Source organism: Pseudomonas sp. Z1-29 (assembly GCF_051131995.1).
Lineage (GTDB): Bacteria > Pseudomonadota > Gammaproteobacteria > Pseudomonadales > Pseudomonadaceae > Aquipseudomonas.
The window spans coordinates 336,309-355,935 of sequence record NZ_CP071645.1 but is presented as its reverse complement, the minus strand read 5'-3'; the positions used below and the strand labels follow the sequence as shown (position 1 = coordinate 355,935).

Below are 19,627 nucleotides of genomic sequence, written 5' to 3'. Positions count from 1 at the left end.
GCTGCCACTCGCATAAGGACTGACCATGAAACGCCTGCTCGTCGCTTTCCTGTCACTGGTTGTCACCGCCATCATCGTCGCGGGCGGCTACCTCTACAGCAAGCAGCCCACGCGCCAGGGCACCGTGCAGTTGCAGGGCCTGCAAGGCTCGGTGACGGTGCGCTACGACGAACGTGGGGTGCCGCATATCCGCGCCGAGAACGAAACCGACCTGTACCGCGCCCTCGGTTATGTCCACGCCCAGGACCGACTGTTCCAGATGGAATTGATGCGCCGTCTCGCCCGTGGCGAGCTGGCCGAGATCCTCGGGCCGAAGCTGCTCGACACTGACAAGCTGATGCGCAGCCTGCGCATTCGCGAGCGCGCCGCCAGTTATGTCGCCGAGCAGGATCGCCAGTCGCCGGCGTGGATCGCGACGCAGGCTTACCTGGACGGTATCAATACCTACCAGCAAACCCATACGCGGCCGCTGGAGTTCGATGTGCTGGGCATTCCCAAGCGGCCCTTCACCGCGGAAGACACCGCCAGCATCATCGGCTACATGGCGTACAGCTTCGCCGCCGCCTTTCGCACCGAACCGCTGTTGACTTACGTGCGTGACAAACTCGGTGCCGAGTACCTGAATATCTTCGACCTCGATTGGCAGCCTCAGGGCGTCCTTCAAAAAGATCCCGCAAGCGGTCCGTCCTTGACCAACAATGACTGGAAAGACCTCAACGCCCTGGCGCGCCTGAGCGAACAGGCCCTGGCCGAAAATGGCCTGCCGCAGTTCGAAGGCAGCAACGCCTGGGCGGTTTCCGGCAGCCGCACGCACAGCGGCAAGCCCTTGCTGGCGGGTGACCCGCACATCCGTTTTTCCGCGCCGTCGGTGTGGTACGAGGCGCATTTGTCGGCGCCGGATTTCGAGCTCTACGGCCAATACCAGGCGCTGGTGCCCTTTGCGACGCTGGGCATGAACAAGGATTTCGGCTGGAGCATCACCATGTTCCAGAACGACGACCTGGACCTGATCGCCGAGAAGACCAACCCGGACAACCCCGAACAGGTCTGGTACCGCGACCAATGGGTGGACATGACCCGCAGCGAACAGCAGATCGCCGTCAAAGGCCAGGCACCCGTGACCCTGGTGCTGCGCCAGTCGCCCCATGGCCCGATCGTCAACGATGCCCTCGGCGCCAATGCCGGCAAGACGCCGATCGCCATGTGGTGGGGGTTCCTGGAAACCCGCAACCCGATCCTCGAAGCCTTCTACCAGCTCAACCGCGCCGACACCCTCGCCAAGGCTCGCAGCGCGTCGGCCAGGATCCACGCGCCGGGCCTGAATGTGGTCTGGGCCAACGCCAAGGGTGATATCGGCTGGTGGGCCGCGGCGCAGTTGCCCAAGCGCCCGGAGGGTGTGAAGCCCGGTTTCATTCTCAATGGCGGTAGCGCTGAAGCGGAAAAACCGGGCTTCCTGCCTTTCACCAGCAATCCCCAGGAAGAGAACCCGGCCAGGGGTTACGTTCTCTCGGCAAATTTCCAGCCGGTGCCGGCCAGCGGAATCGAGATTCCCGGTTACTACAACCTTGCCGACCGGGGCCAGGAGCTGGATCGGCAGTTGAGCGAGAAACAGGCCAAATGGGATATCCAGACCACCCAGAAGCTGCAACTGGGCACGACCACCGCCTATGGCCCGCGCCTGCTTGCGCCGCTGTTGCCGATACTGCGCGAAGCGGTCAGCGACCCGCAGGAGCGCAAGTGGCTTGAACAACTGGCTGGATGGAAGGGCGACTACCCGCTGGATTCCGTCAACGCCACGCTGTTCAACCAGTTCCTGTTCGAGCTGGCCGACGCCGCCCTGGGCGATGAACTGGGCGACGGCTTTTTCGAAACGGCATTGTCGACCCGGGTGATCGACGCCGCGCTGCCACGCCTGGCCGCCGCAAAAGACTCGCCGTGGTGGGACGACCGCTCGACATTAGGCACCGAAACCCGTACCGATACGGTGATCAAGACCTGGAACAAAAGCCTGGTGCACCTGAAAGCCACCTTGGGCGAGGACGCCAGCCAATGGCAATGGGGCAAGGCCCACACCCTGACCCACGGGCATCCGTTGGGCCAACAGAAACCGCTGGACCGGGTCTTCAATGTCGGCCCGTTCGCCGCCCCCGGTACCCATGAAGTACCCAACAACCTCTCGGCCAGGATCGGCCCGGCGCCCTGGCCGGTGACCTACGGCCCCTCCACTCGACGCATCATCGACTTCGCCGACCCGACCCACAGCGTCACCATCAATCCGGTCGGCCAGAGCGGCGTGCCGTTCGACAAGCATTATGAAGACCAGGCCGAAGCCTACATCGAAGGGCTGTATCACCAGGCGCACCTGGCGGAGGAGGAAGTCACGGCCAACACCCGCGGCACCTTGAAACTGTTGCCCGCCAGGGCGCAGCCCTGAATCCTTTCTCGACCGTCGGCAGGCTCGATCGCCATTGATGGTCAAGACTACAGGGGCCCAAACCCCGTTTACCTCAATGGAGTCATGCAATGTTCAATAACTGGTCCGAGCTGCTGCCCACCATCAAGAGCGCCTTTGGCGCCCTGGGAAAAAGCAATCCGAAAATGGTCAAGGCCTACATGGCCTTGGATGAAGCGGCGGCCGAGAACAACGTGCTCGATGCCAAGACCCGCGAACTGATTTCCATCGCCGTGGCGATCACCACTCGCTGTGACGGTTGCATCGGCGTGCACACCGATGCCGCGATCAAGGCCGGCGCCACTCGCGAGGAAATCGCCGCGACCCTGGCGACGGCGGTCTCGCTGAACGCCGGCGCGGCTTACATTTACTCGCTGCGGGCGCTGGAGGCCCATGACGCGCTGAAGAAGTGAACTCAAACCATCGCGGCAAAATTCAGCCTGAACTGCTGCGGTGTCACGCCCAGCCTGCGATTGAACACGCTGCGCATGTGCTGGGCGTCGCGAAAGCCGCATTGGTACGCCACGGTCTTGAGCGGCGCCCGGGTGCTTTCCAGCATTACCCGCGCCGCGTCTACCCGGGCCTGCTCGACGAACTCCGCCGGCGTGACCTTCGCTTCCCGGGTGAACACCCTGGAGAAGTTGCGTTGGCTCATGTTCGCGGCGTTGGCGAGGTCGGCAATGCCCAGGTCACCGTTGAGGTTGGCCATCACGTATGACTGAACCTGAGCCACCGCGGAGGCAGGCTCGGCGTGCGGTACGAGGAACGGACTGAACTGCGACTGCCCGCCCGAGCGCTGGGTGAACACCACCAGCCGCTTGGCGACATTCAGCGCCACGTCCGGCCCATGGTCCTGCGCCAGCAGGAACAGCGACAGATCAATCCCCGCCGTGACACCCGCCGAGGTGTAGAGCGCGCCGTCCTGCACGTACAGCCGATCGGCTTCGACCCGGGTCGAGGGACACATCCGCGTCAATGCCGATGCATCGCCCCAATGGGTCGTGACAGTCCGCCCTTCGAGCAAGCCGGCCCGAGCCAGCATGAACGCGCCGTTGCAAATCGAACCGAAGCGTCGCGCACGGGCACAGGCGTCGCGCAACCAGGCATTGAACGCCGGGCCAAATTCCATGAATGGCAACTGCGGACCACCCGCGACCAGCAACAGGTCATACGCACCTGACGCTTCGCTGAAATGTCGGTGCGGGTTGAGGGACATTCCGTTGGAGCAGGACATTGCGCCGGGCTCGATACCGATCACTTCCAAGCGATAGTGATCATGCGGGGCGAGAAAGCGATTGGCTTCGCAGAACACATCCATGGGGCCGCTGATGTCCAGAGACTGGGCGCCTGTGAATACCACGATGGCGACGGTTTTTTCCATGGTCTGCGCTTACCTGTCCGGGTTGTCCAGCGAACCCTAGCCAATCCGGCGTGCAGAAGCCAGATGGCATGAAACCCGAGTTCATTGGCCGTAATCGCAGCCATGGCGCGATTGCCGCGTCGTACCCCGGCGAACAGACTGAAATTCTCAGCGCCGCCACGGCGCATCGTCAAAGAGGAGAGCAGCATGAACAGCATCGCCGGCATCCGGATTCCCGACAGCGCCCTCGCCCGGGCCACCACCGAATATATCCGCGACATCGAATCAGACCTGCTTTATCACCATTCCCGCCGGGTGTTCCTGTTCGGCGCCTTGAGTGGCGAGCGCCGCCAATTGGCCTACGATCCGCAGCTGCTGTACGTCGGCGCGATGTTCCACGACCTCGGCCTGGTGGAAGGCTATCGCAGTGATGACGAGCGTTTCGAGGTGGACGGGGCAAACGCTGCCGCAGCATTTCTCAAACCCTACGGGCTGAGCGATGACGACATCGAACAGGTGTGGCTGTCGATTGCCCTGCACACCACCCCAGGCGTGCCGAAACACCTGCGCCCGACCGTCGCCCTGGTGACCGCCGGGGTGGAAATGGACGTGCTCGGCATGGACTACGCCGCGTTCCCCGCCGCACAGCGCGACGCCGTGGTGCATGCGCACCCGCGTGGAGAAGGTTTCAAGGAGTGCATCATCTGCGCCTTCGCCGACGGCTTGCGGCATCGTCCGCAGACCACTTTTGGCAACGTGAAGACCGATGTGCTGGTGGATCAGGAACCGGGGTTCAAGCCGATGAACTTCATCGAGGTGATTCGCACGTCGCCCTGGGTTTCGTAGCCGGCAGGTGCTATCGCCTTCGCGAGCAGGCTCGCTCCCACAGGGGATCTGAGCCAGGTCGCAAAGTTAGGAACAACATAAAACCTGTGGGAGCGAGCTTGCTCGCGATGACGGACTGACAGTCAACCTCTTCACTGACTGTAATATCGCTATCGCGAGCAAGCTCGCTCCCACATGGTTCCGCTCCTCAATCAGGCCGAAGTGGTCTCGGGCCGGCGCACCTGCGGTTGTTTCCAGGAATCGGCGGCGCTTTCCTCGATGGCTTGCTGGATCGCTCGCTTGCGGTTTTCTTCGGCGCGGCGGCTGAAGTACCAGACCAGGAAGGTCACCAGCGACACCGCCAGCAGGATCAGGCTCGCCACCGCGTTGATTTCCGGCTTGACCCCCAGGCGTACCGCCGAGAAGACTTCCATTGGCAACGTCGTCGAGCCAGGACCGGAGACGAAGCTTGCCAGCACCAGGTCGTCGAGGGACAAAGCGAACGACATCATCGCGCCCGCCGCGAGCGATGGCGCGATCATCGGGATGGTGATCAAAAAGAACACCTTCCACGGCCGCGCACCGAGGTCCATGGCTGCCTCTTCGATGGACAGATCCAGCTCACGCAAGCGCGCCGAGACCACCACCGCCACATAGGCCGCGCAGAACGTCGTATGGGCGATCCAGATCGTGACGATGCCACGCTCCTGTGGCCAGCCGATCATCTGCGCCATCGCCACGAACAGCAGCAACAGCGACAGGCCGGTGATCACTTCCGGCATCACCAACGGCGCGGTGACCAGGCCGCCGAACAACGTGCGGCCCTTGAAGTGGGTGATGCGGGTCAACACGAAGGCCGCCAGCGTACCCAGCGCCACCGCGGCGATCGCGGTGTAGCAGGCGATCTCCAGCGAACGCACCACCGAGCCCATCAGTTGGGAGTTGTCCAGCAGACCGACGTACCACTTGACCGACCAACCGCCCCACACCGTTACCAGTTTCGAGGCGTTGAACGAAAAGATCACCAGGATCAGCATCGGCGCATAGATGAACAACAGACCCAGCACCAGCATCAGGCTTGAAAAACTGAAGCGCTTCATTCCTTGCCCTCCATTTCCTTGGCCTGACTGCGGTTGAACAGGATGATGGGCACGATCAGGATCGCCAGCATCACTACCGCCAGGGCGGATGCCACCGGCCAGTCACGGTTATTGAAGAATTCCTGCCACAGCACCTTGCCGATCATCAGCGTTTCCGGACCGCCCAGCAGTTCCGGGATCACGAACTCACCCACTACCGGGATGAACACCAGCATGCAGCCTGCGACGATGCCGTTCTTGGACAGCGGCACGGTGATTTTCCAGAAGCTGTTGAACGTGCTCGAACCCAGGTCGGACGCGGCTTCCAACAGGCTCGGGTCGTGTTTGACCAGGTTGGCGTACAGCGGCAGGATCATGAACGGCAGGTAGGAATAAACCACGCCGATATAGACCGCCAGGTTGGTGTTGAGGATCTGCAAGGGCTCGCTGATCCAGCCCATGCTCATCAGGAAGCCATTGAGCAGGCCGTTGTTGCTGAGGATGCCCATCCACGCGTAGACGCGGATCAGGATCGCGGTCCAGGTCGGCATCATGATCAGCAATACCAGCACCGTCTGCATCTCTTTGCGGGCGTTGGCGATGCCGTAGGCCATCGGGTAGCCGATCAGCAGGCACAGCACGGTGCTGATCAAGGCCATCTTCAGCGAGCCGAGATAGGCGGCGATGTACAGTTCGTCCTCGCTGAGCATCGCGTAGTTGGCGAGGTTGAGCAGCACTTGCAGCTTCTGGTCAACGTAGCTGTAGATCTCGGTGTACGGCGGAATGGCCACGTCGGCTTCGGCGAAGCTGATCTTCAGGACGATGAAGAACGGCAGCATGAAGAACAGGAACAGCCAGATGAAGGGCACCCCGATGACCAGCTGACGGCCACCGGGCGTTATTCGAGCGAGTCGGCGTTTGAGCTTGCGCATGTTCATGAGCGAAGCACCACGCCGCTGTCGTCTTCCCACCAGACGAACACCTGGTCGCCCCAGGTCGGGCGCTGGCCGCGGCGCTCGGCGTTGGCGACGAATGACTGCACCAGCTTGCCGCTTGGCAATTCGACGTAGAACACCGAGTGGCCGCCCAGGTAGGCAATGTCATGGACCTTGCCGCTGGACCAGTTGTGCTCGCAGGTTGGCTGCTCGGAGGTGACCAGCAACTTCTCCGGGCGAATGGCGTAGGTCACGGACTTGTCCTGCACCGAGGTGCTGATGCCGTGGCCGACGTAGATATTGCGATCAAGGTCCTTGCAGGTCAGCACCGCGTGGCCCTCGGCGTCGTCCACCACTTCGGTCTCGAAGATGTTGACGTTGCCGATGAATTCGCAGACCAGGCGGCTGGTCGGGGTTTCGTAGATGTCGATCGGGCTGCCGATCTGGGCAATCCAGCCCAGGTGCATGATCGCGATGCGCTCGGCCATGGTCATGGCCTCTTCCTGGTCATGGGTCACCATTACACAGGTCACGCCGACCCGTTCGATGATCTCCACCAGCTCAAGCTGCATCTGCGAGCGCAGCTTCTTGTCCAGGGCGCCCATCGGCTCGTCGAGCAGCAGCAGCTTCGGACGCTTGGCCAGGGAACGGGCCAGGGCGACGCGCTGGCGCTGGCCGCCGGAGAGCTGGTGCGGCTTGCGCTTGGCGTACTGGCTCATCTGCACGAGCTTGAGCATCTCGGCCACGCGGGCATCGACCTCGGCTTTCGGGATCTTGTCCTGTTGCAGGCCGAAGGCGATGTTCTGCGCCACCGTCATGTGGGGGAACAAGGCGTAGGACTGGAACATCATGTTGATCGGCCGCTCGTAGGGCGGCATGTCGGTGATATCCACGCCATCGAGGAAGATCCGCCCCTCCGTGGGCCGCTCGAAACCTGCCAGCATGCGCAGCAAGGTGGATTTGCCTGATCCCGAACCGCCGAGTAAGGCGAATATCTCGCCTTTCTTGATTTCCAGGGACACATCGTCCACGGCAATCGTCTCGTCGAACTTCTTCGTGACCCGGTCGATCTTGACCAGCACCTGCTTGGGTGTCTGGTCGCCCTCGAGGGCTTTCTTATAGGCGCCGGAGGCAACTGCCATTTACGAAACTCCCACAAAATTTGCAGCTCGCCCCAGGTGGGCGAACCTTGGAAAAGTTAGAGCGCTTGACGCTATTTACCCGACTTGACCTTGGTCCAGCTGCGGGTCATGAGTCGTTGGATCTTGGGCGGCAACTCGGAATTGACGTAGAGCTTGTCGACGACCGCTTGCGGTGGGTAGACCGCTTCGTCGGTGCGTACGTCCTGGCTCATCAGTTCGCCAGCCTTCGGGTTCGGGTTGGCGTAACCGACGACGTCGCTCACCTGGGCGATGACCTCAGGCTTGAGCAGGTAGTTGATGAACGCATGGGCCTCCTTGGCGTTGCTGGCGTCGCGCGGGATCGCCAGCATGTCGAACCAGAGGTTGCCGCCTTCCTTGGGAATCACGTAGGCGATATCGACGCCCTTGCCGGCCTCGCTGGCACGTTCGCGGGCCTGGAAAATGTCCCCGGAGAAACCGGCGGCCACGCAGATCTCGCCGTTGGCCAGATCGGAGATGTACTTGGAGGAATTGAAGTAGGTGACGTAAGGCCGGATCTTGAGGAGCTGGGCCTCGGCCTTCTTGTAGTCTTCGGGGTTCTGGCTGTTGGGGTCCAGGCCCAGGTAGTTGAGCATGGCAGGAATCATTTCGTCGCCCGAGTCGAGGAACGAAACGCCGCAGCTGGAGAGCTTCTTGATATTTTCCGGTTCGAACAGCATGGCCCACGAGTCGATTTTCTCGACGCCCAATACCGCCTTGACCTTCTCGACGTTGTAGCCGATGCCGTTGGTGCCCCACAGGTAAGGCACGGCATATTGGTTGCCCGGGTCGTTTTTCTCCAGGCGCTTGAGCAGCACGGGGTCGAGGTTGGCGTAGTTGGGCAATTGCGCCTTGTCGAGTTTCTGGAACGCACCAGCCTTGATCTGCTTGCCCAGGAAGTGGTTGGACGGCACAACCACGTCGTAACCGGTACGACCGGCCAGCAACTTGCCTTCCAGGGTTTCGTTGGAATCGAACACGTCGTAGACCGGCTTGATCCCGGTGGCTTTCTCGAAGTCCGCCAGGGTGGTCTCGCCGATGTAGTCCGACCAGTTATAAATATGCACGGTGGAGGCGGCCTGGACACCGACGGCGAGCGTCAGGCCGGCACCGACCAGCAAAGCGTTGCGTAACAAAGAAAAGACAGGCACGTGGAGGTCCTCTTAAATAGTTGGGCCCAAGTTGCCCCCGTTACCGGGCAACGAAATGCCCTGCAACAAAACCGGCGCGCAACTTACCCTCGATAAACCGATCCAGCAAAACTTTTAGTTATTTAATTGCGCCTGTTGCCGCCGCCGTGACGACGCCGACAACAGGAGATTGCTTCAAGCCGGCTTATTTACCGGATTTGATCTTGGTCCAGCTGCGGGTCAGGATCCGCTGGGTCGCGGCCGGCTGGTCGGCAATCGCGTAGAGCTTGGCCTTAACTTCGTCCGATGGATAAATGCTCGGGTCACCGGAAATTTCCTTGTCCACCAGTGGGGTGGCGGCCTTGTTGCCGTTAGGGAAGCGCACGTTGTCGGTGATCTCCGCCATGATTTCCGGCTGCATGATGAAGTTCATCCACTTGTAGGCGCCTTCGACGTTTTTGGCATCCTTGGGAATGGCGACCATGTCGTAGAACGAACCGGCACCTTCCTTCGGAATGGTGTAGGCCACTTTCACCTTGCCGCCAGCCTCGGCAGCACGGCTCTTGGATTGCTCGATATCACCCGAGTAACCCACGGCCACGCAGATGTTGCCGTTGGCCAGGTCCGAGATGTACTTGGAGGAGTGGAAGTAGCCGATCGATGGACGCAGCTTGAGGAACAACGCTTCGGCCTCGGCCAGTTGCTTCTTGTCCTGGCTGTCGGTCGGGTAGCCGAGGTAATGCAGGGCCACCGGGATCATTTCGGTTGGCGAATCGAGGAAGCTCACGCCGCAGCTCTTGAGCTTGGCGATGTTCTCGGGCTTGAGCAGGGTATCCCAGGAATCGATCTTGTCGACGCCCAATGCGGCCTTGACCTTCTCCGGGTTGTAACCGATGCCGATGGTGCCCCACATGTACGGGAAGGCGTGTTTGTTGCCCTGGTCGCTGGCATCGCCGACGGCTTTGAGCAGGTCGGTGTCGAGGTTTTTCCAGTTCGGCAGCTTGGACTTGTCCAGCTCCTGATAGACACCGGCCTTGATCTGCTTGGCGAGGAAGTTGTTCGACGGCACGACGACGTCATAGCCGGATTTGCCCGCCAGCAGCTTGGCCTCCAGGGTCTCGTTGCTGTCGAAGACGTCGTAGACGACCTTGATCCCTGTCTCCTTCTCGAACTTGGCGACCGTGTCCGGCGCAATGTAGTCCGACCAGTTGTAGACGTGCAGCACTTTGTCGTCCGCCTGGGCGGCGCCCGCCATCACGCCCGCCAGGGACATGGCGAGGAGGGTCTTGCCAGCTATCTTCATACCTAATGTCTTCATGCCTATTGCCTTCATGAAAAATTGCTCCAGTTATTCTTCTTGGCCACGGTTCAGTAGCCGGCTCTCTGGCAACTTGAACAGCAGGGGTAGTCTGGCAAGTTACAGGGCAGGCTTTCAACACAAGCCCAGCCTTTATTCACACCGGGCGAGGCCCATGTCGGCACCTCGCACAGAGCCTAGCACTCAGCCTTGCAGCGCACCGAGCGTCAGGTCCAGGCATTGCCGCGCCTTGGCCACCAATTCGTCGATCTCGGCCTTGCTGATCACCAGCGGCGGCGCAATGATCATGGTGTCGCCCACTGCGCGCATGATCAGCCCGTTATCGAAGCAGAACTGCCGGCAGATCATGCCCACGCCCTTGCCTTCGTAGCGTTTGCGCGTGGCCTTGTCCTGGACCAGTTCGATCGCCCCCAGCAAACCGACGCCGCGCACTTCACCCACCAGCGGATGGTCGTTCAGTTCCCGCAGGCGCTGCTGCAAATACGGTGCCGTTTCGCTGTGGACGCGTTCGATGATCTTTTCTTCGCGCAGGATACGGATATTTTCCAGGGCCACCGCAGCGGCCACCGGGTGTCCGGAGTAGGTGAAGCCGTGGTTGAAGTCACCGCCTTCGTTGAGCACCGCGACCACATCGTCGCGCACGATCAGGCCGCCCATGGGGATGTAACCCGAGGTAAGGCCCTTGGCGATAGTCATCATGTGCGGTTTCAACCCGTAATGATCGGTACCGAACCACTCACCCGTGCGGCCAAAACCGCAGATGACCTCGTCGGCCACGAACAGGATGTCGTATTTGGCGAGGATTTCCTTCATGCGCGGCCAGTAGCTGTCCGGCGGCACGATCACGCCGCCGGCGCCCTGGATCGGCTCGGCAATGAACGCACCGACGTTGTCGACGCCGATCTCGAGGATCTTTTCTTCCAGCTGATTGGCGGCCCAGATGCCGAACTCTTCGGGGCTCATGTCGCCGCCTTCGCCAAACCAGTAGGGTTGGGCGATGTGGACAATACCCGGGATCGGCAGGTCGCCCTGCTCATGCATGTAGGTCATGCCACCCAGGCTCGCGCCAGCCACGGTCGAACCGTGATAACCGTTCTTGCGACTGATGATGACTTTCTTGTTCGGCTGCCCTTTGATCGCCCAGTAGTGGCGGACCATACGCAGCATGGTGTCGTTGCCTTCGGAGCCGGAGCCGGTGAAGAACACGTGGTTCATGCCTTCCGGGGCGATGTCGGCGATGGCCTTTGACAGTTCCAGCACCGGCGGGTGGGCGGTTTGGAAGAACAGGTTGTAGTACGGCAGCTCGCGCATCTGTTGGCTGGCGGCGTCCGCCAGCTCATCGCGGCCGTAGCCGACCGCCACGCACCAGAGGCCGGCCATGCCGTCGAGGATCTTGTTGCCTTCACTGTCCCAGAGGTACACGCCCTTGGCGTGGGTGATGATGCGCGGGCCTTTCTCTTTGAGCTGTTTGAAGTCGCTGAACGGTGCCAGATGGTGATCGCTGCTCAGGGCCTGCCATTCACGGGTTTGCGGGTTGTTGCGGGTCATGCGGATTCTCCTTTTATTCCATTGGGGGCGGGGCTTTCGGCGGCCCCGCCCGGCGCATCAGACGGCAAAGAGCAGGAATTCCCGCTCCCACGAACTGATGACGCGCTTGAAGTTTTCATGCTCGGCCCGCTTGACCGCGACGTAGCCCGTGATGAATTTCTTGCCCAGGTACTTCTCGATGGTGGAGCTGTTTTCCATGCGCTCCAGGGCATCTTCGATGGTCAGCGGCAAACGCAGGTTCCGGCGCTCATAACCACGACCGACTACCGGCGCGCTCGGATCGATGCCCTCGACCATGCCGATGTAGCCGCACAGCAGGCTGGCGGCAATCGCCAGGTACGGGTTGGCGTCGGCGCCCGGCAAGCGATTTTCCACACGACGGTTCTGCGGCCCCGCGTCCGGAACCCGCAAGCCCACGGTGCGGTTTTCTTCGCCCCATTCGACGTTCACCGGCGCCGAGGTGTCGGGCAGGAAGCGGCGGAACGAATTGACGTTGGGGGCGAACAGCGGCAGCAGCTCGGGGATGAATCTCTGCAGGCCACCGATGTGGTGCAGGAACAGCTCGCTCATGGTCCCGTCTTCGTTGGAGAAGACGTTCTTGCCGGTTTCCTTGTCGATGATGCTCTGGTGCAAGTGCATCGCACTGCCCGGCTCACCGGTCATCGGTTTGGCCATGAAGGTGGCGGCCACATCGTGCTTGAGCGCCGCCTCGCGCATGGTGCGCTTGAACACCAGGATCTGGTCGGCCAGCGACAGTGCATCGCCATGACGGAAGTTGATTTCCATCTGCGCGGTGCCGTCTTCGTGAATCAGGGTATCGAGGTCCAGTTCCTGCAATTCGCACCAGTCATAGACGTCCTCGAACAACGGGTCGAATTCGTTCGCCGCTTCGATCGAGAAAGACTGGCGACCGGTTTCCGGGCGACCGGAACGGCCGATAGGCGGTTGCAGTGGAAAGTCCGGGTCGTCGCTGCGCTTGGTCAGGTAGAACTCCATCTCCGGCGCGACAATCGGCTGCCAGCCCTTGTCGGCGTAGAGCTTGAGCACCTTCTTCAGTACGTTGCGCGGTGACAGCTCGATGGGGTTGCCTTGCTTGTCGTAGGAATCGTGGATCACCTGGGCGGTGGGCTCGATGGCCCAGGGCACCAGGAAGACTGCGTTTTCGTCCGGGCGGCAGATCATGTCGATGTCGGCGGGGTCGAGCAGTTCGTAATAGATGTCGTCTTCGACATAGTCGCCCGTTACGGTCTGGAGCAGAACGCTCTCGGGCAGGCGCATGCCTTTTTCGGCGATGAACTTGTTGGTCGGCGAGATCTTGCCCCGGGTAATGCCGGTCAGGTCGCCAATCATGCATTCGACTTCTGTGATCTTGTGGTCTTTCAACCAATCGGTGAGCTGGTCGAGGTTGTTACTCATAAATGCCTCTAGGCGTGAGTTTCCTGACTGCTATTAGTCGTCAGGCGTTGTTTGACGCATCGGCGTCGCGTTGTGTTGCCCTTGCTCGGCAGGCATCGCCAAATGCCTGGAAAATCGCAAGGTAGTGCGGGTTGGAGCCTACCGCCCATTCAGGGTGCCATTGCACTCCTAAAGCAAAAGCCTTGCCTTGTACCACCGAGACGGCTTCGATCAAGCCATCCGGCGCCAGCGCTTCGGCCCGCAGCCCCGAGGCCAGGCGCTCGATGCCCTGGCTGTGGATCGAGTTGACCTCGACCTGCGGCGGCAGCCCCAAAGACGCGAGCATACCGCCAGGCTGGACATGCACGGCATGGGCAGGACCATATTGGACCTCTACCGGCTGGGTGTCGTCTTCACGATGATCGATGAAGGTTCCGACTTCATGAACTTTCTGATGCAGGCTACCGCCAAAGGCAACGTTCATTTCCTGGAAACCGCGACAGATGCCCAGCACCGGAACGCCCGCGTCGACCGCTGCGCGGATCAGCGGCAGGGTAATGGCGTCCCGTGCAGGATCATGAGCGGTGCCTGGCGCGCTGGCCGGGCCCTGGTAGTGAAAAGGTTCTACATTGGAAGGGGAGCCGGTAAAAAGAATACCGTCCAGGGCGTCCAGAATATCGGACGGGGGGAACAGATCCGCCAGGGACGGGATCAGCACCGGCAAGCCCTTGGCGGCCGTTGCGACAGCCCGCGCATATTTGTCGCCAGTGGTGTGATACGCATGCAGACCGATCTGCCTGGAGCAGGTGGTGATGCCGATTAACGGCAGGCGAGACATGAAGCACCCCGGTATTATTGCTGTTATGGGTTTGAATCGAGCTTAGCCTTGTTCATTTTTTTACACAACACCCCCGTAAAAAATACAACACGGCCCGCTCAAGCCTGCGGGGGACAAGCCCTTCAAAGGGAAAAAAACGCCCCAAATTGCCTCAAAAAAGCCCCGCAGGTGCTTTTTTAGGGCAAAAAAGGCCCTGCTTGACTTCGGCATGCCGTTCGGGTTGACTGGCTTTCGAAGAGATCAATGATTGATATTTTTAACAACAAAGGTGTTGCATCATGTCGGTACCCCCGCGTGCCGTTCAGCTTAACGAAGCGAACGCGTTCCTTAAGGAACATCCTGAGGTTCTGTACGTTGACCTTCTGATTGCGGATATGAATGGTGTGGTGCGCGGCAAGCGCATCGAACGCACCAGCCTCCACAAGGTTTACGAGAAAGGCATCAACCTGCCGGCCTCTCTATTTGCCCTGGATATCAATGGCTCGACGGTGGAAAGCACCGGGCTGGGCCTGGACATCGGCGATGCCGACCGCATCTGCTATCCAATCCCCGGCACTCTGAGCAACGAACCCTGGCAGAAGCGCCCCACCGCGCAACTGCTGATGACCATGCACGAGCTTGAAGGTGATCCGTTCTTCGCCGACCCTCGCGAAGTCCTGCGCCAGGTCGTGACCAAGTTCGATGAACTGGGCCTGACCATCTGCGCGGCATTCGAGCTGGAGTTCTACCTGATCGACCAGGAGAACGTGAACGGCCGTCCACAACCGCCCCGCTCGCCAATCTCCGGCAAACGCCCGCACTCGACACAGGTCTACCTGATCGATGACCTCGACGAATACGTCGACTGCCTCCAGGACATCCTGGAAGGGGCCAAGGAGCAAGGCATTCCCGCCGACGCCATCGTCAAGGAAAGTGCCCCGGCGCAGTTCGAAGTGAACCTGCACCACGTGGCCGACCCGATCAAGGCTTGTGACTACGCGGTACTGCTCAAGCGGCTGATCAAGAACATCGCCTACGACCATGAAATGGACACCACCTTCATGGCCAAGCCGTATCCAGGCCAGGCGGGCAACGGCCTGCACGTCCATATCTCGATCCTGGACAAAGAAGGCAAGAATATCTTTGCCAGCGAGGATCCCGAGCAGAACGCCGCGCTGCGTCACGCGATCGGCGGTGTGCTCGAGACCCTGCCCGCGCAGATGGCGTTCCTCTGCCCGAACGTCAACTCCTACCGTCGTTTCGGCGCACAGTTCTACGTGCCGAACTCGCCGACCTGGGGCCTGGACAACCGCACCGTGGCCTTGCGCGTGCCGACCGGCTCCGCCGATGCCGTACGCCTGGAACACCGTGTCGCCGGCGCCGATGCCAACCCGTACCTGTTGATGGCGGCGGTCCTGGCGGGCGTGCACCATGGCCTGACCAACAAGATCGAGCCGGGCGCGCCGGTCGAAGGCAACAGCTACGAGCAGAACGAGCAAAGCCTGCCGAACAACTTGCGCGATGCCCTGCGCGAACTGGACGACAGCGAAGTCATGGCCAAGTACATCGATCCCAAGTACATCGATATCTTCGTGGCCTGCAAGGAAAGCGAGCTGGAAGAGTTTGAACACTCCATCTCCGACCTTGAGTACAACTGGTACCTGCATACCGTTTAAGCGGTTGCAGTAGAAAGGAACGCCGCAGGCCTTCAGGGCTGCGGCGTTTTTTTATGGCCGCCTTCGGCGGATCGCGAGCAGGCTCGCTCCCACAATGAACAGTGCAACACATGGATGAGTTGATTGGCGCAAAATTTCTGTGGGAGCGAGTCTGCTCGCGAAGGCGTTCTGGCAGACAACACAAATCTCGACTCGTACAATGCCCGGCAGCCCCGCAGGAGAGCTTCATGACACGCACCGCCACCCCTCGCAAACCCCGCGCCCGCAGCCAGGCCCGGATCGACTCGATCCTCGATGCCGCCCGCACGCTGCTCGCCGCCGAAGGCGTGGCCAGCCTGTCGATCTACAGCGTCGCCGAGCGCGCCGGGATCCCGCCCTCCTCCGTCTATCACTTCTTCGCCAGCGTCCCGGCCCTGCTCGAAGCCCTGACCGCCGACGTCCATGCAGCCTTTCGTGCCTGCCTTCAAACACCGATCGATCATGCAGCGCTGAACCATTGGCACGATCTGTCGCGGCTGGTGGAGCAACGGATGCTGGTGATCTACAGCGAGGACGCCGCCGCTCGCCAACTGATCCTGGCCCAGCATGGCCTGACTGAAGTCACCCAGGCCGACCGCCAGCATGACCTGGAACTGAGCGAGCTGATGCACACCGTCTTCGCCCGCCATTTCCAACTGCCGCCCTTGCCTGCCGATGTCGACGTGTTCGCCTTGGCCATGGAACTGGGCGACCGCGTCTACGCCCGCTCGGTACACCAGCACGGCCAGATAACCCCGCGCATGGCCGAGGAAGGCATGCGTGTGTTCGATGCGTACCTGGGGCTCTATCTCCCTCCGTTTCTGCCCAAGCGCTCTGATTGAGTCGTTCCCACGCAGAGCGTGGGAACGAAAAAGCCCCGAAGGGCTCAAGCCATCCGGGGCTGCAGGTCAAGCATCGTTCACAACTTGGCGATAGACACCTCGGTGGATTTGACGAAGGCAATCACTTCGCTGCCAATCGCCAGTTCCAGCTCCTTGACCGAGCGGGTGGTGATGACCGAGGTAACGATGCCCGAGGCGGTCTGCACGTCGATTTCCGACAGCACGTCGCCTTCGACGATTTCCTTGATGGTGCCTTTGAACTGGTTGCGTACGTTGATGGCTTTGATAGTCATGATGTCGTTCCTGTCTGGATGAAGTTATTGCGCCCAACGCAGTTGCGTGGGCAAGGGTGAAACGGGTTCGGGTTCCGGCGGTTGGCCGGGCAAGGACAGCACGCGGTTGAGGACTTCGGTTTCCAGGCTCGCCAGCCGATGCGAACCGCGGGCACGCGGGCGCGGCAAGTCGATGGCCAGGTCGAGGCCGATCTGGCCGTCTTCGATCAGGATCACCCGGTCGGCGATCGCCACCGCTTCGCTGACGTCGTGGGTTACCAACAGCACGGTGAAGCCGTGTTGCTGCCAGAGACGCTCGATCAGTTGCTGCATTTCGATCCGGGTCAGCGCATCGAGCGCGCCCAGAGGTTCGTCCAGCAACAGCAGGCGTGGTTGATGAATCAGCGCCCGGGCCAGGGCCACCCGCTGTTTCTGTCCGCCGGACAACGCCGCCGGCCACTCGTGTGCACGATCAGCCAGGCCCACGGCATCCAGCGCCTGCAACGCTTGTGGTCGCCAGTCGCCCTTGAGTCCGAGGCCAACGTTGTCGATGACTCTTTTCCAGGGCAGCAAACGCGCCTCCTGAAACATCAGGCGCGTGTCTTCCCGCGCAGCGCTCAACGATGCCGAACCGGCCAGCAACTCACCGCCCGAAGGCTGATCGAGGCCGGCCAGCAAGCGCAGCAAGGTACTTTTGCCGCAGCCGCTGCGACCGACCACCGCGACGAACTGCCCGGCCGGGATATGCAAGTCGATGTCACGCAACACCTGGCGCGAACCAAAGGTCTTTTGCAGATTGCGCACCGCCAGCGGGATACCTCGCAGCAGGCGCGGCGGTTGTTGGGCGGTCATGCGACACCTCCCTTGTTCACCTGATAGGCCGGATGCCAGCGCAGCCAGACGCGTTCAAGCCCGCGGGCAGCAAGGTCGGCCAGTTTGCCGAGCACGGCGTACAGCAGAATCGCCAGCACCACCACGTCGGTCTGCAGGAATTCCCGGGCATTCATCGCCAGATAACCGATACCGGAGCTGGCCGAGATGGTTTCCGCGACGATCAGCGTCAACCACATGAAACCCAGGGCAAAACGCACGCCCACCAGGATCGAAGGCAAGGCGCCCGGCAGGATCACCTGGCGAAACAGGCTGAAGCCGGATAAACCGTAGCTGCGGGACATCTCCACCAGCGCCGGGTCGACATTGCGAATCCCGTGGTAGGTGTTGAGGTAGATCGGAAACAGCGTGCCCAGCGCCACCAGGAAAATCTTCGCCGACTCGTCGATACCGAACCAGAGGATCACCAGTGGAATCAGCGCCAGGTGAGGCACGTTACGCACCATCTGCACGGAGCTGTCCAGCAGCCGCTCACCCCATTTCGACAGGCCGGTGATAAAGCCCAGGGCCAGGCCGATGCCGCCGCCAATCAGGAAGCCGACCGCCGCGCGCCAACCGCTGATAGCCAGGTGCGTCCAGATTTCACCGCTGCGCACCAGGTTCACTCCGGCCTCGATCACCGCCACCGGCGCTGGCAGGATCCGCGTGGATAACCAGCCGGCCGATACCGACAATTGCCACACCGCCAGCAACAGCAGCGGCACCGCCCACGGCGCGAGGTTGTGGATAAGTTTTTTCATGGCCGCCTCAGCTCTGCGAAGCAGCTTTGGGCAGGATATCGTTGGCGACCATTTCACCGAACGGGCTCACATAACCCTGGGTTTTCGGCAGTTCCGGGCGCTCCACATCGAGGTGCGGGAACAACAGTTCCGCCACCCGATAGGATTCTTCCAGGTGTGGATAACCCGAGAAAATGAAGGTGTCGATACCCAAGTCGGCGTATTCCTTGACCCGCTCAGCCACGGTCGGGCCATCGCCCACCAGCGCCGTTCCGGCACCGCCGCGCACCAGGCCGACACCGGCCCAGAGGTTGGGGCTGACTTCCAGCTTGTCGCGCCGACCGCCGTGCAACGCGGCCATGCGTTGTTGGCCCACCGAGTCGAAACGCGCCAGGGACGCCTGGGCGCGAGCAATGGTTTCGTCGTCCAGGTGGGAGATCAGCCGGTCGGCGGCTTGCCAGGCTTCGGCGTTGGTTTCCCGCACGATCACATGCAGGCGAATGCCGAAACGCACGGTGCGCCCAAGCTTCTCGGCCTTGGCCCGCACCTGGGCAATTTTTTCCGCGACGGCGGCGGGCGGTTCGCCCCAGGTCAAAACCATTTCCACCTGCTCGGCGGCGAGATCCTGGGCAGCTTCCGACGAGCCGCCGAAATACAATGCCGGACGCGGTTGCTGGATCGGCGGATAGAGCAGCTTGGCGCCCTTCACACTGATGTGTTCACCGTCGTAATCGACCGTCTCGCCCTCTAGCACCCGACGCCAGATCCGGGTGAATTCCACCGATGCCTGGTAGCGTTGCTCGTGGTCCAGGAACAGCCCGTCACCGGCCAGCTCGTCCGGATCGCCACCCGTCACCAGGTTGAACAGCGCCCGCCCGCCGGACAGCCGATCCAGCGTCGCGGCCTGACGCGCCGCCACCGTCGGGGAAATGATCCCGGGGCGCAGGGCAACCAGGAACTTCAGGCGCTGGGTCACCGGAATCAACGAAGCGGCTACCAGCCAGGAGTCTTCGCAGGAACGCCCGGTAGGAATCAACACCCCGCCGAAACCCAGCCGATCGGCAGCCTGGGCAATCTGTTGCAGGTAACCATGATCGACGGCGCGGGCGCCTTCAGCGGTGCCAAGGTAATGGCCGTCGCCGTGGGTGGGCAGGAACCAGAAAATATTGAGGCTCATGGAGTGGTCTCCT

Annotated in this window: 18 protein-coding genes; 5 read left to right on the top strand and 13 right to left on the bottom strand. The window is 61.4% G+C overall.

Annotation, left to right across the window (positions count from 1 at the left end; all coding sequences use genetic code 11):
* Positions 1-25: 25 nt before the first annotated feature.
* Positions 26-2,434, top strand: coding sequence for a penicillin acylase family protein (locus tag J3P84_RS01705; RefSeq protein ID WP_434627258.1), 2,409 nt, complete (start codon positions 26-28; stop codon positions 2,432-2,434).
* 89 nt (positions 2,435-2,523) lie between these two features.
* Positions 2,524-2,865, top strand: coding sequence for a carboxymuconolactone decarboxylase family protein (locus J3P84_RS01700; RefSeq protein ID WP_014340738.1), 342 nt, complete (start codon positions 2,524-2,526; stop codon positions 2,863-2,865).
* Positions 2,866-2,867: 2 nt separating this feature from the next.
* Here J3P84_RS01700 and J3P84_RS01695 read toward each other — a convergent pair whose 3' ends face one another.
* Entirely contained in the window at positions 2,868-3,833 is a 966-nt protein-coding gene (locus J3P84_RS01695; RefSeq protein ID WP_434627256.1) for a GlxA family transcriptional regulator, read from the bottom strand.
* Positions 3,834-4,019: 186 nt separating this feature from the next.
* On the opposite strand from J3P84_RS01695, the gene J3P84_RS01690 reads away from it, so the two are divergent.
* A complete protein-coding gene (locus J3P84_RS01690) occupies positions 4,020-4,658 on the top strand; it encodes an HD domain-containing protein (RefSeq protein ID WP_434627254.1) in 639 nt (212 codons plus the stop codon).
* 191 nt (positions 4,659-4,849) lie between these two features.
* Here the strand turns inward: J3P84_RS01690 and J3P84_RS01685 are convergent, their stop codons facing one another.
* From J3P84_RS01685 to J3P84_RS01650, 8 genes are all read right to left on the bottom strand, one after another.
* Positions 4,850-5,737 carry an ABC transporter permease subunit gene (locus J3P84_RS01685; protein WP_305498066.1) on the bottom strand — a complete coding sequence of 296 codons (888 nt, stop codon included), beginning with the start codon at positions 5,735-5,737 and terminating at the stop codon, positions 4,850-4,852.
* Positions 5,734-6,654 carry an ABC transporter permease subunit gene (locus J3P84_RS01680; RefSeq protein WP_434571068.1) on the bottom strand — a complete coding sequence of 307 codons (921 nt, stop codon included), beginning with the start codon at positions 6,652-6,654 and terminating at the stop codon, positions 5,734-5,736. Before J3P84_RS01680 ends, J3P84_RS01685 begins: the two co-directional genes overlap by 4 nt.
* Positions 6,651-7,793: an ABC transporter ATP-binding protein gene (locus J3P84_RS01675; protein WP_014340741.1), complete on the bottom strand. Its 1,143-nt coding sequence runs from the start codon at positions 7,791-7,793 to the stop codon at positions 6,651-6,653. The genes J3P84_RS01680 and J3P84_RS01675 overlap by 4 nt, the downstream gene beginning before the upstream one ends.
* A 71-nt stretch (positions 7,794-7,864) precedes the next feature.
* A complete protein-coding gene (locus J3P84_RS01670) occupies positions 7,865-8,962 on the bottom strand; it encodes a polyamine ABC transporter substrate-binding protein (protein WP_434627251.1) in 1,098 nt (365 codons plus the stop codon).
* A 184-nt stretch (positions 8,963-9,146) separates the two neighbouring features.
* Positions 9,147-10,244: a polyamine ABC transporter substrate-binding protein gene (locus tag J3P84_RS01665; protein ID WP_434631128.1), complete on the bottom strand. Its 1,098-nt coding sequence runs from the start codon at positions 10,242-10,244 to the stop codon at positions 9,147-9,149.
* Between the two features lie 198 nt (positions 10,245-10,442).
* Entirely contained in the window at positions 10,443-11,807 is a 1,365-nt protein-coding gene (locus J3P84_RS01660) for an aspartate aminotransferase family protein (RefSeq protein WP_434627249.1), read from the bottom strand.
* 57 nt (positions 11,808-11,864) lie between these two features.
* Entirely contained in the window at positions 11,865-13,223 is a 1,359-nt protein-coding gene (locus J3P84_RS01655; protein WP_434602179.1) for a glutamine synthetase family protein, read from the bottom strand.
* A 40-nt stretch (positions 13,224-13,263) separates the two neighbouring features.
* Positions 13,264-14,040 carry a gamma-glutamyl-gamma-aminobutyrate hydrolase family protein gene (locus tag J3P84_RS01650; RefSeq protein WP_434627247.1) on the bottom strand — a complete coding sequence of 259 codons (777 nt, stop codon included), beginning with the start codon at positions 14,038-14,040 and terminating at the stop codon, positions 13,264-13,266.
* A 278-nt stretch (positions 14,041-14,318) separates the two neighbouring features.
* On the opposite strand from J3P84_RS01650, the gene J3P84_RS01645 reads away from it, so the two are divergent.
* Positions 14,319-15,695: a glutamine synthetase family protein gene (locus tag J3P84_RS01645; RefSeq protein ID WP_305498052.1), complete on the top strand. Its 1,377-nt coding sequence runs from the start codon at positions 14,319-14,321 to the stop codon at positions 15,693-15,695.
* Positions 15,696-15,922: 227 nt separating this feature from the next.
* Positions 15,923-16,555, top strand: a complete 633-nt coding sequence (locus tag J3P84_RS01640) for a TetR/AcrR family transcriptional regulator (protein ID WP_434571059.1) — start codon at positions 15,923-15,925, stop codon at positions 16,553-16,555.
* A 77-nt stretch (positions 16,556-16,632) separates the two neighbouring features.
* Here the strand turns inward: J3P84_RS01640 and J3P84_RS01635 are convergent, their stop codons facing one another.
* The 4 genes from J3P84_RS01635 to ssuD are packed head-to-tail and all read right to left on the bottom strand — an operon-like array spanning position 16,633 to position 19,614.
* Positions 16,633-16,848, bottom strand: a complete 216-nt coding sequence (locus J3P84_RS01635) for a TOBE domain-containing protein (protein ID WP_003177394.1) — start codon at positions 16,846-16,848, stop codon at positions 16,633-16,635.
* Positions 16,849-16,872: 24 nt separating this feature from the next.
* Positions 16,873-17,679: an aliphatic sulfonates ABC transporter ATP-binding protein gene (ssuB, locus tag J3P84_RS01630; RefSeq protein WP_434627244.1), complete on the bottom strand. Its 807-nt coding sequence runs from the start codon at positions 17,677-17,679 to the stop codon at positions 16,873-16,875.
* A complete protein-coding gene (gene ssuC, locus J3P84_RS01625) occupies positions 17,676-18,458 on the bottom strand; it encodes an aliphatic sulfonate ABC transporter permease SsuC (protein WP_434571056.1) in 783 nt (260 codons plus the stop codon). The genes ssuB and ssuC overlap by 4 nt, the downstream gene beginning before the upstream one ends.
* 7 nt (positions 18,459-18,465) lie before the next feature.
* Complete coding sequence (gene ssuD, locus J3P84_RS01620; protein WP_434627242.1) at positions 18,466-19,614, bottom strand: FMNH2-dependent alkanesulfonate monooxygenase; 1,149 nt, start codon at positions 19,612-19,614, stop codon at positions 18,466-18,468.
* Positions 19,615-19,627: the final 13 nt, after the last annotated feature.

What these genes read in the sequence shown, in the direction of transcription:
- ssuD (WP_434627242.1), bottom strand. Translation starts at nt 19,614, where the DNA reads ATGAGCCTCAATATTTTCTGGTTCCTGCCCACCCACGGCGACGGCCAT.
- J3P84_RS01655 (WP_434602179.1), bottom strand. Translation starts at nt 13,223, where the DNA reads ATGAGTAACAACCTCGACCAGCTCACCGATTGGTTGAAAGACCACAAG.
- J3P84_RS01665 (WP_434631128.1), bottom strand. Translation starts at nt 10,244, where the DNA reads ATGAAGATAGCTGGCAAGACCCTCCTCGCCATGTCCCTGGCGGGCGTG.
- J3P84_RS01705 (WP_434627258.1), top strand. Translation starts at nt 26, where the DNA reads ATGAAACGCCTGCTCGTCGCTTTCCTGTCACTGGTTGTCACCGCCATC.
- J3P84_RS01700 (WP_014340738.1), top strand. Translation starts at nt 2,524, where the DNA reads ATGTTCAATAACTGGTCCGAGCTGCTGCCCACCATCAAGAGCGCCTTT.
- J3P84_RS01675 (WP_014340741.1), bottom strand. Translation starts at nt 7,793, where the DNA reads ATGGCAGTTGCCTCCGGCGCCTATAAGAAAGCCCTCGAGGGCGACCAG.
- ssuC (WP_434571056.1), bottom strand. Translation starts at nt 18,458, where the DNA reads ATGAAAAAACTTATCCACAACCTCGCGCCGTGGGCGGTGCCGCTGCTG.
- J3P84_RS01635 (WP_003177394.1), bottom strand. Translation starts at nt 16,848, where the DNA reads ATGACTATCAAAGCCATCAACGTACGCAACCAGTTCAAAGGCACCATC.
- J3P84_RS01660 (WP_434627249.1), bottom strand. Translation starts at nt 11,807, where the DNA reads ATGACCCGCAACAACCCGCAAACCCGTGAATGGCAGGCCCTGAGCAGC.
- J3P84_RS01690 (WP_434627254.1), top strand. Translation starts at nt 4,020, where the DNA reads ATGAACAGCATCGCCGGCATCCGGATTCCCGACAGCGCCCTCGCCCGG.
- J3P84_RS01685 (WP_305498066.1), bottom strand. Translation starts at nt 5,737, where the DNA reads ATGAAGCGCTTCAGTTTTTCAAGCCTGATGCTGGTGCTGGGTCTGTTG.
- J3P84_RS01645 (WP_305498052.1), top strand. Translation starts at nt 14,319, where the DNA reads ATGTCGGTACCCCCGCGTGCCGTTCAGCTTAACGAAGCGAACGCGTTC.
- J3P84_RS01650 (WP_434627247.1), bottom strand. Translation starts at nt 14,040, where the DNA reads ATGTCTCGCCTGCCGTTAATCGGCATCACCACCTGCTCCAGGCAGATC.
- J3P84_RS01640 (WP_434571059.1), top strand. Translation starts at nt 15,923, where the DNA reads ATGACACGCACCGCCACCCCTCGCAAACCCCGCGCCCGCAGCCAGGCC.
- ssuB (WP_434627244.1), bottom strand. Translation starts at nt 17,679, where the DNA reads ATGACCGCCCAACAACCGCCGCGCCTGCTGCGAGGTATCCCGCTGGCG.
- J3P84_RS01680 (WP_434571068.1), bottom strand. Translation starts at nt 6,654, where the DNA reads ATGAACATGCGCAAGCTCAAACGCCGACTCGCTCGAATAACGCCCGGT.
- J3P84_RS01695 (WP_434627256.1), bottom strand. Translation starts at nt 3,833, where the DNA reads ATGGAAAAAACCGTCGCCATCGTGGTATTCACAGGCGCCCAGTCTCTG.